The sequence below is a fragment of the Ruegeria sp. PrR005 genome (assembly GCF_010500245.1).
GTDB classification, from domain to species: domain Bacteria; phylum Pseudomonadota; class Alphaproteobacteria; order Rhodobacterales; family Rhodobacteraceae; genus Ruegeria_B; species Ruegeria_B marisflavi.
Genome location: NZ_JAAGOX010000011.1, coordinates 111,212 through 127,417 on the forward strand (window position 1 = coordinate 111,212; position 16,206 = coordinate 127,417).

The window sequence follows — 16,206 nt, forward strand, 5'->3', positions numbered from 1 at the left end:
CTTATCTGCGCTCCAACTCTTGCAGCTTCACCGCCATCCACCAGAGCAGCCCAATCGCCCCGATCGGGACCACGCAGACCGCCGCCCAGTATTTGTCGATCCCAAAGTGCGGCAGCAGCTTCAACATTGGCACGATGGTCGCAACGGTCCACACGAGCCAGAAGAGGAATTCCATCACTTGGCCTCCTTCTTCTCATCCCCCGGAAGAATGTAGTTTGCGCCCTCCCAGGGAGACATGAAATCGAACTGGCGATACTCTTGCACCAGGCTCACGGGCTCGTAAACGACACGTTTTTCCGCCTCGTCAAACCGCACCTCGGTATAGCCGGTGGTCGGAAAATCCTTGCGCAGCGGATAACCGCGGAAGCCGTAATCCGTCAGGATCCGACGCAGATCGGGGTGACCGGTGAACAGGATGCCGAACATGTCGAACACCTCGCGTTCGAACCAGTTGGCCGAGGGGTGCACTCCCACAATGGACGGAACCATGTCCTCTTCACGGATCGATACCCGCAGCCGGATGCGCTGGTTCTGATACATGCTGAGGAAATGGTAGACCACATCGAACCGCTTGGCGCGGTCGGGGTAATCGACAGCGGTGATATCGACCAGCGTCGAGAACCGGCAGGATTGGTTCGATTTCAGGAAATCGACAAATTCGACCAGGTTCGACGGTGCCACATCGACATTCAACTCGCCAAACGCGATGTCCCAAGACAACACGCAATCGGCGCGCTTGAGCTCAAGATGGGTACCCAGTTCTGTCAGTGCTTCACTCATCCCCAATCCCCTCAGCGCACGATGGTGCCGGTACGGCGGATCTTGCGTTGCAGCTGCAACAGACCATAAAGCAGCGCCTCGGCGGTCGGCGGGCAGCCCGGCACATAAATGTCGACCGGCACGATCCGGTCACAGCCACGCACAACGCTGTAGCTGTAGTGATAGTAACCGCCGCCATTGGCGCAGGAGCCCATCGAGATCACGTAACGCGGTTCGGGCATCTGGTCATAGACCTTGCGCAGCGCCGGCGCCATCTTGTTGGTGAGCGTGCCGGCCACAATCATCACGTCCGACTGGCGCGGAGAGGCGCGCGGCGCGATGCCAAAACGTTCGGCATCATAGCGCGGCATCGAGGTATGCATCATCTCGACCGCACAGCAGGCCAGACCGAATGTCATCCAGTGCAGCGACCCGGTGCGCGCCCAGTTGATGATGTCCTCGGTCGAGGTCAGCAGGAACCCCTTGTCCTGCAACTCGGCGTTCAGGACCTGGGTGGCGACTTCCTTGTCGACGCCCGCGGTGTTGGCACCCGTCATCACTGCCATTCCAGCGCCCCTTTCTTCCATTCATAGGCAAAGCCGATGGTCAGCACGCCCAGGAAAACCATCATCGACCAGAAGCCCACATCGCTCATGTCCTTGAAGCCGACGGCCCAGGGGAACAGGAAGGCGATCTCGAGGTCGAAGATGATGAACAGGATCGACACCAGATAGAACCGGACGTCGAATTTCATCCGCGCGTCATCGAATGCGTTGAACCCGCATTCATAAGCGCTGACCTTTTCGGGATCGGGATTGCGAACGGCCAGGACCACCGCAGCGAGAATCAGAACTATGCCAAGACCGGCTGCAACGACCAGAAACACGAGGATCGGGAGGTACTCCCGCAACAGCTCTTCCACGAGTGGCTCCTTTCCTGCGCGTCCCGTTTGGACGCGCCGTCAATTGGCGTGTTGACTCGACCTTCTCTAACCGCGCCCGCGCAGAGGGTCAACTGAACGAAAGCTCGCAGCGACGCATATTTCGACGCAGGCAAACATAGATTTTCGTGAATGTTTTCAGTCGGGAATCCCGGGCACGACCGGGTCCTAAATCTGAGTATTCCATGCAGGTTTCCGTTTATCAAAGAAGGCGCCGATTCCCTCATGCGCCTCTTCGGTTTCCCATCGGTCCACCAGCGCCTGAATTGTCCGGTCGATCGCGGCATCGTCGATCCGTGGGCCCAGATCGCGGATCAGCGCCTTGGCCGAGGCAACCGCACCGGGCGCACAGGCGAGATACGGGGCAACCTCCGCCTCGACGGCAGCCGAGAGTTCTTCGGCCGGGACCGCTCTGGCCAAAAGGCCCAGTTCAACCGCCTCAGACGCGCCAAAAATCCTGCCCGACATGAACACACGGCGGGCCCGCGCCTCGCCCATGCGGGCAATGACATAGGGGCCGATGGTGGCCGGGATGATACCTAGGCGGGTTTCCGTCAGACCCATTTTCAGGCTGTCCACCCCGATAGCGATATCGCAGACGCTGGCCATCCCCACCCCGCCACCAAAGGCATTTCCCTGTACCGCGCCGATCAGCGGCTTGGGCAGGGTGTTGAGGGCCTGAAGCATCTCGGCCAGTTTGCGCGCCTCGACAAAGCGGGTGGCGGCATCCGCTGCCATCTGCGCCTGCATCCAGGCCAGATCGCCCCCGGCGCAGAATGTCTTGCCCGCGCCGGTCAGAACCACGACGCGCACAGCCTCATCCACCGCCAGTTCCCCGGCGGCCCGGGTCAGGTCCGCCAGCATCTGTGCCGACATCGCATTATGCTTGTCCACCCGGCTCAGGGTAAGCGTTGCAACGCCGCGCGGGTCGGTCTCGATTGTGATGGTCTGATACATGGTCACTCCTCAACAGCCGCCTTGCGGCAGGGAAATCAGGGATAAACTGACAGTCTGGTTCAGGCGGCCCGCATGTTGCGGGCCATCTCTGCCGCTTCCTCGATCACGCCCATATCAAGCCCGGTCCGATAGCCGAGACGTTCCAGATGGGCGGCGACCGCCTCGGTCGCGACGTTGCCCGCAGCGCCCGGAGCATAAGGACAGCCCCCCAGCCCGCCAACTGCCGCATCGAACACACGCACGCCCAGCGCCAGCGAGGCGTCGATATTGGCCAGCGCCCGGCCTGCGGTGTCGTGGTAGTGCCCGGCCAGTCGCGTAACAGGAACCCTTTCGCGCACCGCCAACAGCATCCGCGCGATCTTGTCGGGCGTTGCCTGCCCGATGGTGTCCCCCAGCGAAATCTCGTAGCAGCCCAGCGAGAACAAACGGTCGGCCACCTCGGCCACCTTTTCCGGCGGCGTCGGCCCGTCATAGGGGCAATCCGTCACGCAAGAGACATAGCCGCGCACCGGCAGGTCGATATGACGCGCAGCCTTCAGGATCGGCTTGAACCGCTCGATGCTCTCTTCGATCGTGGCATTGATGTTGGCCTTCGAAAACCCCTCGGATGCCGAGGCGAACACCGCGATTTCATCCGCCTTGGCCGCCAGTGCGTCCTCGTATCCCCGCATGTTGGGGGTCAGCGCGGCATATCTGATACCCTCACCGCGCGTGATGCCTGCCAACACCTCGGCCGAGCCCGCCATCTGCGGCACCCACTTGGGCGACACGAAACTCGCCACTTCGATCCGGTTGAACCCTGCCCGGCTCAGGCAGTCCACCAGGGCGACCTTGTCCTTTACAGGGATCTCGCGCTTTTCGTTTTGCAGCCCGTCGCGCGGACCCACTTCGAAAACCTCGACAAAATCGCCCATCTGCGTACTCCTGCTTCGTTCTGGTTCAGGACACCATTAGCACGACGGAAATGAACCGTCGTGCGCTCATTCGTCCTCGGGTTCCAACCGGACCAGAGCGGCCCCGGCCTCGACCTGCGATCCGGCCTCGGCCAGCACTTCGGCCACCACGCCGTCCCGCGCGGCCAGCAGCGAATGCTCCATCTTCATCGCTTCGAGAATGGCCAGCCTGTCGCCCTCCCGTACCTCCTGTCCCGCAGTGGCAAAGACCGCCTTTACCAGACCGGGCATCGGCGCAAGGATCACGTTGGTATCGCCACCCGCGCTGCTTTCGCGCGCCAGCGGATCGACCAGACCAAAGCGATAACCATTGCCCCAGAACACGGTCAGTTCATCCCGTCCCCGGGCAACCCGCGCCTGTACCCGCGTGGCATCGACCCACCACAGGCCGCCCTTGTGTTCGACGCGGTGTCGCTCGCCGTCGCCAAGCGCCACATCGAACTGCCCTGGACCGCTGACCAGAACGCGGGCCGAGAACTCCTCGTCATGGTGGGTCAGGGTCACATCCCAACCCAGCGGTCCCCACAGCGTGAAGCCGCCCAATTCACCCGCGCCCTCGTGAAGGCCCAGCGCCGCGAGTGCCGCGATCGAGCGCGCCTTGGTACAGGCCACCGGCGCGGCGGTCAGGCTGTCGGCCTCGCGCCCGATCAGCCCGGTGTCGACATCGCCCCGGACAAAATCCGGCTGACAGGCCAAAAGCCGTAGGAACGACACGTTAGTGACGGTGCCGCCGATATCGGTCCAGCGCAGCGCCCGTTCAAGCTGGCGCAGTGCCGCGCCACGGGTCGGGCCATGCACGGTGATCTTGGCGATCATCGGGTCATACCAGGGGCTGATCGTATCGCCCGCGCGCACGCCGCTGTCGATACGGGCGCCCGCCGGAAACTCCAGATGGCTGAGCGTGCCGGTGGCGGGCAGGAACCCTTTCGGCACATCCTCGGCATAGATCCGCGCCTCGAACGCATGACCGTTGATCGACAGATCCGCCTGCCGGACAGGCAGGCTCTCGCCCGCCGCGACGCGCAACTGCCATTCCACCAGATCGACACCGGTGATCGCCTCGGTCACCGGATGTTCCACCTGAAGACGGGTGTTCATTTCCATGAACCAGAACCGGTCAGCGCGCAGCCCTTCCGAGGCGTCCACGATGAATTCAACCGTCCCGGCACCCTTGTACCCGATGGCCTCGGCGGCGCGCACGCCCGCCTGGCCCATCGCCGCGCGCATCTCCGCGGTCATGCCGGGCGCGGGTGCTTCCTCGATCACCTTCTGATGGCGCCGTTGCAGTGAGCAGTCGCGTTCGAACAGATGCACCGCATGGGTGCCGTCTCCAAACACCTGCACCTCGATATGGCGCGGCTTCGAGACATATTTCTCGATCAGCACGGCATCGTTGCCAAAGGCCGTCTTCGCCTCGCCCCGCGCGCTGTCGAGCGCCGCTGCAAAGTCCTGCGGCCGCTCTACCAGACGCATCCCCTTGCCGCCGCCGCCCGCGACCGCCTTGATCAGAACCGGATAGCCGATGGTATCGGCCGCCCCCGACAGGTGCTCGGGGTCCTGGTTGGCCCCATGATAGCCGGGCACGACCGGCACGCCCGCCTCCTGCATCAGTGCCTTGGCGGCATCCTTCAGCCCCATGGCGCGGATCGCCCTGGCCGACGGGCCGATAAAGGTCAGGCCCGCCGCCTCGACCGCATCCACGAAATCAGGGTTCTCGGACAGAAAGCCGTATCCGGGGTGGATGGCCTGAGCACCGGTATTCAGCGCCGCCTGAATGATCACGTCGCCCTTCAGATAACTGTCCGCCGGGGCCGCGCCGCCGATGTGGACAGCCTGGTCCGCCATCGCCACATGTTTGGCCCCGGCATCGGCATCGGAGTAAACCGCAACGCAAGCCACGCCCAGGCGCTGCGCCGTTTCCATCACTCGGCAGGCGATCTCGCCCCGGTTCGCAATCATAATCTTGTCGAACATCTAGCTCTTCCTTCTGTCCCAGCCGCCCGCAAGAAGGGCCTCGGCCTCGTGGGCCATCTGTTTCATGATTTCCGCCGCAGGGGCGCTGCCCTTGACCAGCCCGATCCCTTCGCCCAGCACCGGGTTGGCAACCGATGGGTCACCCGCCGCCAGCGCCGCGCCCCAGGCCGCGTGTTGCGCGGGATCGGCGCGAAGCCCGTCCAGATCATCCTGCCAGCGCGCGGTGAATGCGTTGTCGAGCACGCGGATACGGAACCGCTCGGGCCAGTCGTAGCCACGCACGATATCGACCACCTTGGTGGCAACCGTCTGATCCCCGCTGGCAGCAATACCCGCCTGCTGAAATTGCGGCGGGATCAACGCCTCGTCGCTCAGACAGAACCGCGTCCCCACCAGCACCCCGTCCGCGCCCAGCATCAAGGCCGCAGCTAGGCCCCGCCCATCGGCTATTCCCCCCGCCGCCAGCAGCAGTGTTTCAGGAGAACCCGTCCGCAACAGATCCGCCACTTCGGGCACCAGCGTCATAGTCGCCCGGTTGGCGCCATGGCCACCGGCCTCGCCACCCTGAGCGACGATCACGCGCGCCCCGGCCTCGACCGCCTCGCGCGCATCACCCAGCGTCTGCACCTGACAGATCAGCGCCGCTCCGGCCGCATGGATCCGTTCGGCAAAGGGCCGAGGGTCGCCAAAGGACAGAAACACCGCCCGCGATCCGTGATCCAGCGCCGCATCCAGCACCTGTGGCGCCTCGGCCAACCGCCAGGTGATGAAGCCGCAGCCAACCGCAGTATTCCCGGCATTGGCAAACTCGGTCTCGATCCACTCGGCCTCGCAATAGCCGCCGCCGATCAGACCCAAACCGCCCGCCCGCGACACCGCCGCGGCCAGTCGCCCGCCAGCCACCTTGGCCATGGGAGCCGACACGATCGGATAGTCTAGACCGAAGGTATCGGTAAGCCTTGTTCGTATCATGGCATCTCTCTCTTGCCGGTCTTGCCCGCTTCGACCCCGTTGGCCTGACGACAGACGACTGTCGCACCGGGGGCTCTGCCCCCGGACCCCCGGTGTATTTTTCGCGAGATGAAGCTCACATCCGGAACACGCCGAAACGTGTCTCCTCGATGGGCGCATTCAGAGCGGCGCTGAGCGACAGCGCCAGCACATCGCGGCTCTTGCGGGGGTCGATGATGCCATCATCCCAAAGCCGGGCGCTGGCATAGAGCGGATGCGACTGGCGCTCGAACATCTCAAGCGTCGGGCGTTTGAACTCGGCCTCTTCCTCGGCCGACCAGCTGCCGCCCGCGCGTTCGATCCCGTCGCGCTTGACAGTGGCCAGAACGCCGGCCGCCTGTTCGCCGCCCATGACCGAGATCCGGCTGTTGGGCCAGGTCCACAGGAAGCGTGGCTGATAGGCGCGGCCCGCCATGCCATAGTTGCCAGCACCGAACGAGCCGCCCACCAGCATGGTGATCTTGGGTACGGCTGTGGTGGCGACGGCCGTCACCATCTTGGCGCCATGGCGCGCGATGCCTTCGTTTTCGTATTTGCGGCCCACCATGAAGCCGGTGATGTTTTGCAGGAACACCAGCGGGATCTTGCGCTGGCTGCACAGTTCCACGAAATGCGCGGCCTTCTGCGCCGCCTCGCTGAAGATCACGCCATTATTGGCGATGATGCCGATCGGGCAGCCCTTGAGATGGGCAAAGCCGCAGACGATGGTCTCGCCAAAGCGCGGCTTGAACTCGTCAAAGCGCGAGCCGTCGACCAGCCGCGCGATCACCTCGCGGATGTCATAGGGGGTTTTCAGATCGGCGGGTACCACGCCCAGAATTTCCTCGGGGTCATAGGCCGGTTCCTCGGGGCTGGCCCAGTCCACCGTCAGCGGTTTGCGGCGGTTGAGCGAGCGCACCGCGCGGCGCGCCAGCGCCAGCGCATGGGCGTCATCCTCGGCCAGGTAATCGGCCACGCCCGAAAGGCGCGTATGGACGTCGCCGCCTCCCAGATCCTCGGCGCTGACCACCTCGCCCGTCGCAGCCTTGACCAGCGGCGGGCCAGCGAGAAAGATGGTGCCCTGTTCCTTGACGATGATGGTGACGTCGGACATGGCCGGAACATAAGCGCCGCCTGCGGTGCAGGAGCCCATCACAACCGCGATCTGCGGGATGCCCTTGGCGCTCATCCGCGCCTGATTATAGAAGATGCGGCCAAAGTGGTCGCGATCCGGGAACACTTCGTCCTGATTGGGCAGGTTGGCGCCGCCGCTGTCCACCAGATAGATGCAAGGCAGGTTGTTTTCCTCGGCGATCTCCTGCGCGCGCAGATGCTTCTTGACCGTCATCGGGTAATAGGTGCCGCCCTTTACCGTGGCGTCGTTGCAGACGACCATGACCTCCTGCCCCTCGACCCGGCCGATCCCGGCGACGACACCGGCCGCAGGTGCCGCGTTGTCATACATGTCAAAAGCTGCGGTGGCGCCGATTTCCAGGAAAGGAGAGCCCGGATCGAGCAGGTTGGCCACCCGGCGGCGCGGCAGCATCTTGCCCCGGCTTTCGTGGCGGGCCCGCGATTTTTCACCGCCGCCCAGACGCGCGGCCTCGGCCGCCGCCCCGATCTGCGCCAGCGCCTCCAGATGCGCGGCGCGGTTCGCCTTGAAGCCCTCGGAGGCGGGCATGGCCTTGGATGTGAGTTTCATGGATTGGCCTCCAGTTCTGCCGCAGCGCGGCGCTTCAATTCCTTGCGGATCACTTTGCCTGTCACCGTCATCGGCAGCGCGTCCAAAAACGCCACCTCGCGCGGGTAAGAATATTGGGCGAGCCGGTCTTTGACCCAGGCCTGCAGCTCTTCGGCGCTGGCCCGGGCGCCCGGTTTCAGCACTACATAGGCCTTGACGATCTCGGTCCTGAGCGGGTCGAGCTTGCCCACCACGCCCACGGTTGCGACGCCCGGATGGGTCAGCAGGCAATCCTCGATCTCCGCCGGGCCGATGCGGTAGCCGGCCGAGGTGATCACGTCATCCTCGCGCCCGACAAAGCGGAGGTAGTCGCCCTCCCACACGCCCCGGTCGCCGGTCACCAGCCAATCGCCACGAAACTTCTCGGCGGTGGCCGCCGGGTTGCGCCAGTATTCCAGCAGCATCGAGGCCGAGCCGCGCCGCACGGCGACATCGCCCTCTCCCGTCGTGGGCTGGCCCGCACCGTCGATCACCGCCACCTCGTGCCCCGGCACCGGTTTGCCGATACAGCCCGGACGCACCGGGAAATCGGCAGCACAGGACGACACGGTCATGTTGCACTCGGTCTGGCCGTAGAATTCATTGATCGTGAGGCCAAATGCGCCCTCGCCCCAGGCCAGCATCTCGGCCCCCAGCGGCTCGCCGCCCGAGGCGACCGAGCGCAGGCCGGGAATGGCCTGATCCGCGGCCTTGAGCATGCGGAGCGCGGTGGGCGGAAAGAACACGTTCCTGACCCCGCCGCGCGCAATCACATCGGCGCAGGCTCCTGCGCTGAACTTGTCCAGCCGCGCGGCCACCACCGGAATGCCCAGCGCCAGCCCCGGCATCAGCACGTCGAACAGACCGCCAATCCAGGCCCAGTCGGCGGGCGTCCACAGGCAATCGCCCGGGCGCAGGTGATTATGGCTGATCGAGACGCCCGGCAAATGGCCGGTCAGCACCCGGTGGCCATGCAGCGCGCCCTTGGCCCGGCCCGTAGTGCCCGAAGTATAGATCAGCACCGCCGGATCCTCGGGCCTTGTATCGGCCTGCGGCACCGGCTCGCCCGGCATCCCGATCTCGGCCGCCATCAGCGGGGTCGCCAGATCGCCCAGCAGGGTCGCGCCCTCGGCATCGGTCAGCACCAGACGCGCGCCGGAATCCTCCAGACGGCTGCGCAATGCTTCCTGTTGGAACAGCTTGAACAGCGGCACCGAAATGGCACCGATATGCCAGAGCGCCAGATGCGCGGCCGCGCACCAGGGCGACTGGCTGAGCAGCACGCCGACCCGGTCGCCCGGCGCCACGCGCGGCAGCAACACCCGCGCCAACCCCTGCACCATTTCGCTCAGGTCGCCATGGGTGACGTCACGCCGCCCGGGCCCGGTCAGGTCGATGATGGCCAGCGCATCGGCAGGTTGCGACAGGCATTGCCGTGCCATGTTCAGACGCTCGGACAAATCCCAGCCCCCATCAGGACGCAAACCCGGTATGCGTACCGCAAATGTCATTGGAACACCCTGCCGAAAGGCCCTTGTCCAGAAGGGATTTCAAACGTGTTTTTCAAATAAACATAATTGGTTACGCGGGGAAACTTCACTGGCTTTTGATCCAGATCAGAGAATCTGCATATGACCGGGCGCAGAACCGGGGCGTCAACTAAACCAAAGGTACTCAAATGACTCGTATCGCTGCTGCCCTGGCGCTTTCCACTGCCCTTGCCACCCTGGCCGGACCGCTCGCGGCTCAATCGCAGGGCGATTGGACCGTCGGTGTCGGTGTGGGCTATGTGAACCCCAAATCCAACAATGGCACCATGGCCGGCGGTACAGCCACCGTGGATGACAACACCCAGGCAATCTTTACCGTCGAGTATTTCATCCGCGACAATCTGGGCATCGAGCTGCTGGCCGCAACGCCGTTCAAGCATGACGTCTCGATCAGTGGCATCGGCTATGCCGGTACCGTCAAACAGCTGCCGCCCACCGTGTCGCTGAACTATCACTTCCCGACCAACTCGTCCTGGAAACCCTATATCGGCCTCGGTGTGAACTACACCACCTTCTTCGAGGAAAGCTCGCCGCTCGGCACCCTGAAACTGGACGACAGCTTTGGTGTCGCCGTGAACGCAGGCCTCGACTATCAGATCAGCGACCGGGGCGCGCTGCGTCTGAACGCGCGCTGGATCAGCATCGAATCCGACGCCACCCTGAACGGCGCCGCCATCGGCACGGCCGAGATCGACCCGCTGGTGATCGGCGTCCAGTACGTGCATCGGTTCTGATCCCTCCTCGGTAAGACAGCGGCCCGCAAGTTCCCTCGGCTTGTGGGCCGTTTGCGTTTTCAGAGCACCGTGTTCATCAGCTCGCGGCCGATCAGCATGCGGCGGATCTCCGAGGTGCCGGCACCGATCTCCATCAGCTTGGCATCGCGGAAGATACGGCTGACCGCGCTGTCCGACAGGAACCCGGCACCGCCCATTGCCTGCACCGCCTGATGCGCCTGCACCATCGCCTGTTCACTGGCATAAAGACAGCAGGCGGCGGCATCCTGACGGGTCACGTCTCCGCGATCACAGGCCTTGGCCACTTCATAGATATAGGCGCGGGCCGAATTCATCGCGGTATACATGTCGGCGATCTTGCCCTGCATCAGCTGGAAGCTGCCGATCGGTTTGCCGAACTGCTTGCGCTCGGCCATATAGGGCATGATCTCGTCCAGACAGGCGGCCATGATGCCGGTGCCGATCCCGGCCAGCACCACGCGTTCGTAATCGAGACCCGACATCAGCACGGCAACGCCGCGCCCCTCCTGGCCCAGCACGTTCTCAAACGGCACTTCGACATCCTCAAAGACCAGCTCGGCCGTGTTCGAGCCGCGCATGCCCAGCTTGTCGAAATGTTTGGACGTCGAGAAGCCCTTCATCGACTTTTCGATCAGAAAGGCGGTGATGCCCTTGCTGCCCGCCTCGGGGTCGGTCTTGGCATACACCACCAGCGTATCGGCATCGGGGCCGTTGGTGATCCAGTACTTGTTGCCGTTCAGGCGGTAATGGTCGTTGCGCTTTTCGGCGCGCAGCTTCATCGACACCACGTCAGATCCGGCACCCGCCTCGGACATGGCCAGCGCGCCCACATGTTCGCCAGACACCAGGCCCGGAAGGTATTTGCGCTTTTGCTCGTCGTTGCCGTTCAGCTTGATCTGGTTGACGCAGAGGTTGGAATGCGCGCCATAGCTGAGGCTGACCGAAGCACTGGCGCGCGCGATCTCTTCGACCGCGACCACATGCGCCAGGTAAGACATGCCCGCACCGCCGAACTCCTCGGGCACGGTGATGCCCAACAGGCCCAGATCGCCCATCTCGCGCCACAGCGCGTTGGGAAACTCGTTGGTCTGGTCGATCTCGGCGGCCATCGGGCGGACCCGCTCCTGCGCCCAGCGATGCACCATATCGCGCAGTGCGTTCACATCCTCGCCCAGATCGAATTGCATGGTAGCTGCGAACATCGCGCTCTCCTCTCCGCATTAATGAACAACTGTTCAATAATGCGATAGCAGCGTTGGTGATTCCCGTCAATCGTTCTGCGCGACCCGGGTAAAAACCGGTGTGGCAGATACGGAAACGGGCGGCCCGAAGGCCGCCCGCCGTGATCAGGATACCCCTGCGCGCGTCGTTCAGCGCAGGATGTGAATGACAATCCGGCTTTCGGGATTCACCATAACCGGCAGACCGTTCACATGGGCGAATTCGTATTTCGACTCGGGGATCGGCTGCAACTCGACCACATCGGGCAGCAGCGCGCCGGGCACAACTTCGCCCTCAAGATAGATCGGCTCCGGCATGTTGGCGCGCACAAAGGTCACTTCTTCCTCGCGCGGCTCAGGTTCCGCCGCGATGCCAAGCGCGCCACCGGCAACCGCACCGGCCACGGCGCCACCCGGGCCGCCGATCAAGCCGCCAGCAATAGCGCCCATGACGCTGCCGCCGACTACCGCACCGCTATTTGTCTCGTCCTCATAGGTCACGCTCTGATATTCCAACGAGTTGTCGGGCGAGATCACGGGAACCCAGACGGTTTTGCCAGGATCGACGAGGTATTCGCCATAGGCCCAGCCATCGGTGCCCTCGTAAGAGACCTTGCACCACTGGCTGTCCTTGATGCAGCCGACGACTTCGGTCTGTGCGTCCTTGTCGATCACGCCAATGACCGAATGGTGCGGGCCAGGGCCCGAACGCATATTCAGGTCGGTCACCGCCATTGCAGTCGGACCAGCCAGCAGCGGGGTTGCCGCAATTGCCAGAACGGATGCCGTCAGGGTCAGAACATTGGTTTTCATCGTCTTCTCCTCAGTCTCGTGCGAGATACAAGCGCCTACTCGCGCTCTTGTCTCGTCACAACCAACCGACCCGGAGTTTGGTTCCCAATATTTTTTCCGCCGCCGACGATCCGCCTGGCATGCGCTTCCCGCAGGATTGAGGAGAAAGGACGATGAACTCGGATTATCCGTTTTGCCAGACTGCCCCCACCTCGGCCCGGATGATGCGCGCGATCAGCTCGCAATCCTCCAGGCTAAAGGTCAGCGGCACCCGCATGTCGATGATCCCCGCCAGCACCCGGTCGCTGGCTGGCATCGGCGCGCTCTCGGCATAGCGCCAGCTGTCATAGCGCGAGGTAAAGCCCACAGGTTCGGGCGTGCCGAACCATTTCAGCTCGACCCCGCGCGCAGCGCAGCGGCGCAGTGCCTCCTGGACCTTGTCCGCCGCCCAGTCGAGCAGCAGGAACTGGATGGAAGAGCCGACATAGGTCTCGGCCTCGGGCCGTTCGATCACACTCAGGCCCGGCGTACCGCGCAACCCCGCCTCGATCCGTTGATAGCGCTCGTTCCAGCGTGCCACCTGTGTTGAGAGCGCGCGCAGCTGCGGCCGCAGGATAGCGGCGCGCAGATTGTCCATCCGGCCCGAGATATTGGGGGTGTGATACTTGATCCGCTCGAACACCTCAGGCCCCGGCGCCGCCAGGTGGCGTTCATAGAGCATGTAAGAGCCCGACAGCATCACTGCCCGCGCCGCAATCTCCTCGTCATCGGTGACCAGCAGACCACCCTCGCCCGAGTTCACGTGCTTGTAGGTCTGGCATGAATAACAGCCGACCGCGCCCTGCCGCCCCGAAGCCACCCCGTTCCAAGCCGCGCCCATTGTATGGGCGCAATCCTCGATCACGATGATCCCGGCCGCGTCGCAGATCTGCATCAGCCGGTCCATGTCGCACAGATGTCCGCGCATATGGCTCAGCATCAGCACCCGCGCCGCGCCCGCCTTGGCCTCCAGATCGTCAAGGTCGATGGTCAGGCTCTCGGTCACCCCCACAAACACGGGCCGCGCGCCAACCGAGGCGATGGCACCGGGCACCGGCGCCAGCGTAAAGGCGTTGGTCAGCACCGCATCCCCCGGCCCCACCCCCACAGCGCGCAACGCGGTGGCCAGCGCATAGCCGCCCGAGGCCACCGCCAGGCAATAGCGGGCGCCGGTCTGGGCGGCGAATTCCTGCTCCAGCAGGGCTGTTTCGCCCAACTCGCCTTTGGCAAGGTTATAGCGATGCAGCCGCCCGTGGCGCAGCACCGCCAGTGCCGCCTCAATCGCCTCGTCCGGAATGGGTTCCTGCTGGGTGAAACTACCCGAGAAAGTCTCTGTCATGACGATGTTTCTGAGGTCGGTCCGCCCGCCGGTCAAGAGGTCGCTTGCCGATTTGGAAAATCGAAACCCAACCTCATCCGATCAGATGTTTCACGATGCCCGGCAAGTCCTCGAAACGATCCAACAGCGCCTCGGGCTGCAAGGCGGCCATATCCGCCCCGGACGGCCCAAAGGTAACCAGAATCGAAGGCACGCCCGCCGCGCGCGCCGTATTGCGGTCGGTGTCGCTGTCGCCCACCAGCACACAGGCCGCCGGGTCCCCCCCCGCCGCCCGTGCCGCCGCGCGCAACGGCTCGGGGTCCGGTTTGCGGACCGGCAGCGTATCGGCCCCGATCATCGACGCAAACGCCCCCCGCACCCCCAGGCGCTGCAACAGCAATTCGGCCAGGGCCTCGGGTTTGTTGGTACAGATCCCCACGCCATAGCCTTGGGTCCGCAACGCCTCCACCGCATCCATCGCGCCGGGATAGACAAAGGTGTGGTGGTCGATCGCCCCTCGATAAGCCTCCAGCAAGACGGGATAGTACCGGTCGACGGTGGCATCCTCATAGGCCCCTACCCGCTCCAGCCCGCGCCGCAGCATCATGCGCCCGCCCCGCAAGGCAATGCCCGCATCCTGTCCAGGGATCAGGACATCGCCATACCCCATCTCTCGAAAACAATGATTTGCCGCCGCCAAAAGATCGCCCGACGTATCCGCCAATGTGCCATCAAGATCGAAAATCACTGTTCGCATGCTGCCTCCTTCGGCGGCTTTCCGCCTTGGCCTGTTGCAAGCCGCAATCTAGTTTGATCGCGCTAACGCTTGCGCCTTTGTTCCCAGCGGATAAAACGGGCGGCAGCAAAACAAAAGAGAAAACGCCATATGAGCACCGCATTGATCATCCTGGCCGCAGGCAAGGGCACACGGATGAACTCGGACATTCCCAAGGTTCTGCATCCAATCGCGCAGGTCCCGATGCTGGTCCATGCCATGCGGACCGGGGCCGCGCTGGCGCCCGAACACACGGTGGTCGTCGCGGGGCATGGCGCCGATGCCGTGCGGGCCGCCACGCAGGACGAAGACGAAACCGCCACTGTCGTTCTGCAAGAGGAACAACTGGGCACCGCCCACGCGGTCGATCAGGCCCGGCAGGCTTTAGAGGGTTTTCCCGGCGATGCAGTGGTTCTCTATGCCGATACGCCGTTTCTGCAACCGGGCACGCTGGAACGGATGGTCGAGGCCCGCGCCAAATACGACCTTGTCATTCTTGGGTTCCACGCCGCCGACCCGGCACGCTATGGCCGCCTGGTGATGCAGGGCGACAGCCTTGAGAAGATCGTCGAGTTCAAGGATGCCAATGACACCGAGCGCGCAATTTCCTTTTGCAACTCGGGCCTGTTAGCCTGCAAGGCCGACACCCTCTTTTCCCTGATCGCCGAAGTGGGCAACGCAAATGCCGCCGGTGAGTATTATCTGACCGATGTCGTCGAGATCGCTCGCAAACGCGGTCTCAAGGTCACCGCCGTCTCCTGCGATGAAAGCGAGACCTTGGGCGTGAACTCACGTGCCGATCTGGCCGCGGCCGATGCCGTGTTCCAGACCCGCGCCCGCGCCGAGCTGCTCGATCTAGGGGTCACCCTGATGGCCCCCGAGACGGTCTATCTGGCTGCCGACACCGTGATCGGACGCGATACGGTGATCGAACCGAACGTGGTCTTCGGCCCCGGTGTCACCGTGGAAAGCGGCGCGACCATACGCGCCTTCTCACATCTCGAAGGCTGCCATGTCAGCCAGGGATCGGTGGTCGGCCCCTATGCGCGGCTGCGCCCGGGCACCGAACTGGCCGAGAACACCCGCATCGGCAATTTTGTCGAGATCAAGAACGCCGAGATTGGCGAGGGCGCCAAGGTCAACCACCTGTCCTACATCGGCGACGCCAGCGTGGGTGCCGAGACCAACATCGGGGCGGGAACCATCACCTGCAACTATGACGGCGTGATGAAACACCGCACCACCATTGGCGCCAATGTCTTTATCGGGTCCAACACGATGCTGGTGGCGCCGGTGACACTGGGCGATGGCGCGATGACCGCCACCGGCACCGTCGTCACGCAAGACGTGGAACCCGACGCTCTGGCCATCGCGCGCGCCGTGCAGGAAAACAAGCCGGGCTATGCACGCAAGCTGTTCCAGATGTTGCGCGCCAAGAAAGCCCGAAAGCAAAAGGAAGCCTGA

Annotated in this window: 16 protein-coding genes; 2 read left to right on the forward strand and 14 right to left on the reverse strand. The window is 63.9% G+C overall.

Annotated elements, in window-relative coordinates; translation table 11 throughout:
* Position 1 precedes the first annotated feature (1 nt).
* The 10 genes from G0P99_RS24475 to G0P99_RS07155 form a co-directional block, all read right to left on the reverse strand.
* The gene (locus G0P99_RS24475; protein ID WP_203583011.1) at positions 2-175 is read right to left on the reverse strand and encodes a hypothetical protein; all 174 of its coding nucleotides are present in this window, start codon (positions 173-175) and stop codon (positions 2-4) included.
* Positions 175-780: an NADH-quinone oxidoreductase subunit C gene (locus G0P99_RS07115; protein WP_164128693.1), complete on the reverse strand. Its 606-nt coding sequence runs from the start codon at positions 778-780 to the stop codon at positions 175-177. Before G0P99_RS07115 ends, G0P99_RS24475 begins: the two co-directional genes overlap by 1 nt.
* 11 nt (positions 781-791) lie before the next feature.
* Positions 792-1,325: an NADH-quinone oxidoreductase subunit B family protein gene (locus tag G0P99_RS07120; RefSeq protein ID WP_304621497.1), complete on the reverse strand. Its 534-nt coding sequence runs from the start codon at positions 1,323-1,325 to the stop codon at positions 792-794.
* Positions 1,316-1,681 (reverse strand): NADH-quinone oxidoreductase subunit A, encoded by a 366-nt coding sequence (locus G0P99_RS07125; RefSeq protein ID WP_164128694.1) that lies wholly within the window; start codon positions 1,679-1,681, stop codon positions 1,316-1,318. Before G0P99_RS07125 ends, G0P99_RS07120 begins: the two co-directional genes overlap by 10 nt.
* A 186-nt stretch (positions 1,682-1,867) precedes the next feature.
* Positions 1,868-2,656: a crotonase/enoyl-CoA hydratase family protein gene (locus G0P99_RS07130; RefSeq protein WP_164128695.1), complete on the reverse strand. Its 789-nt coding sequence runs from the start codon at positions 2,654-2,656 to the stop codon at positions 1,868-1,870.
* A 59-nt stretch (positions 2,657-2,715) separates the two neighbouring features.
* Entirely contained in the window at positions 2,716-3,570 is an 855-nt protein-coding gene (locus tag G0P99_RS07135; RefSeq protein WP_164128696.1) for a hydroxymethylglutaryl-CoA lyase, read from the reverse strand.
* 66 nt (positions 3,571-3,636) lie between these two features.
* Positions 3,637-5,583 carry an acetyl/propionyl/methylcrotonyl-CoA carboxylase subunit alpha gene (locus G0P99_RS07140; RefSeq protein WP_164128697.1) on the reverse strand — a complete coding sequence of 649 codons (1,947 nt, stop codon included), beginning with the start codon at positions 5,581-5,583 and terminating at the stop codon, positions 3,637-3,639.
* Positions 5,584-6,555 carry a nitronate monooxygenase family protein gene (locus G0P99_RS07145; protein ID WP_164128698.1) on the reverse strand — a complete coding sequence of 324 codons (972 nt, stop codon included), beginning with the start codon at positions 6,553-6,555 and terminating at the stop codon, positions 5,584-5,586. It abuts the gene before it with no gap.
* A 115-nt stretch (positions 6,556-6,670) separates the two neighbouring features.
* Positions 6,671-8,275 (reverse strand): carboxyl transferase domain-containing protein, encoded by a 1,605-nt coding sequence (locus G0P99_RS07150; protein WP_164128699.1) that lies wholly within the window; start codon positions 8,273-8,275, stop codon positions 6,671-6,673.
* On the reverse strand, positions 8,272-9,804 hold the full coding sequence (locus G0P99_RS07155; RefSeq protein WP_164128700.1) for an AMP-binding protein: 1,533 nt from the start codon (positions 9,802-9,804) through the stop codon (positions 8,272-8,274). The genes G0P99_RS07150 and G0P99_RS07155 overlap by 4 nt, the downstream gene beginning before the upstream one ends.
* Before the next feature lie 167 nt (positions 9,805-9,971).
* Between G0P99_RS07155 and G0P99_RS07160 the strand changes: the two genes are divergently transcribed.
* Complete coding sequence (locus tag G0P99_RS07160) at positions 9,972-10,577, forward strand: OmpW family protein (RefSeq protein WP_164128701.1); 606 nt, start codon at positions 9,972-9,974, stop codon at positions 10,575-10,577.
* Between the two features lie 59 nt (positions 10,578-10,636).
* Here G0P99_RS07160 and G0P99_RS07165 read toward each other — a convergent pair whose 3' ends face one another.
* From G0P99_RS07165 to G0P99_RS07180, 4 genes are all read right to left on the reverse strand, one after another.
* On the reverse strand, positions 10,637-11,800 hold the full coding sequence (locus tag G0P99_RS07165; RefSeq protein WP_164128702.1) for an isovaleryl-CoA dehydrogenase: 1,164 nt from the start codon (positions 11,798-11,800) through the stop codon (positions 10,637-10,639).
* A gap of 168 nt (positions 11,801-11,968) precedes the next feature.
* Complete coding sequence (locus G0P99_RS07170) at positions 11,969-12,631, reverse strand: DUF1236 domain-containing protein (protein ID WP_164128703.1); 663 nt, start codon at positions 12,629-12,631, stop codon at positions 11,969-11,971.
* A gap of 163 nt (positions 12,632-12,794) precedes the next feature.
* Positions 12,795-13,988, reverse strand: a complete 1,194-nt coding sequence (locus tag G0P99_RS07175) for a DegT/DnrJ/EryC1/StrS aminotransferase family protein (protein ID WP_164128704.1) — start codon at positions 13,986-13,988, stop codon at positions 12,795-12,797.
* Between the two features lie 73 nt (positions 13,989-14,061).
* Positions 14,062-14,724 (reverse strand): HAD-IA family hydrolase, encoded by a 663-nt coding sequence (locus G0P99_RS07180; protein ID WP_164128705.1) that lies wholly within the window; start codon positions 14,722-14,724, stop codon positions 14,062-14,064.
* 129 nt (positions 14,725-14,853) lie between these two features.
* Between G0P99_RS07180 and glmU the strand changes: the two genes are divergently transcribed.
* The gene (gene glmU, locus G0P99_RS07185) at positions 14,854-16,206 is read left to right on the forward strand and encodes a bifunctional UDP-N-acetylglucosamine diphosphorylase/glucosamine-1-phosphate N-acetyltransferase GlmU (RefSeq protein ID WP_164128706.1); all 1,353 of its coding nucleotides are present in this window, start codon (positions 14,854-14,856) and stop codon (positions 16,204-16,206) included.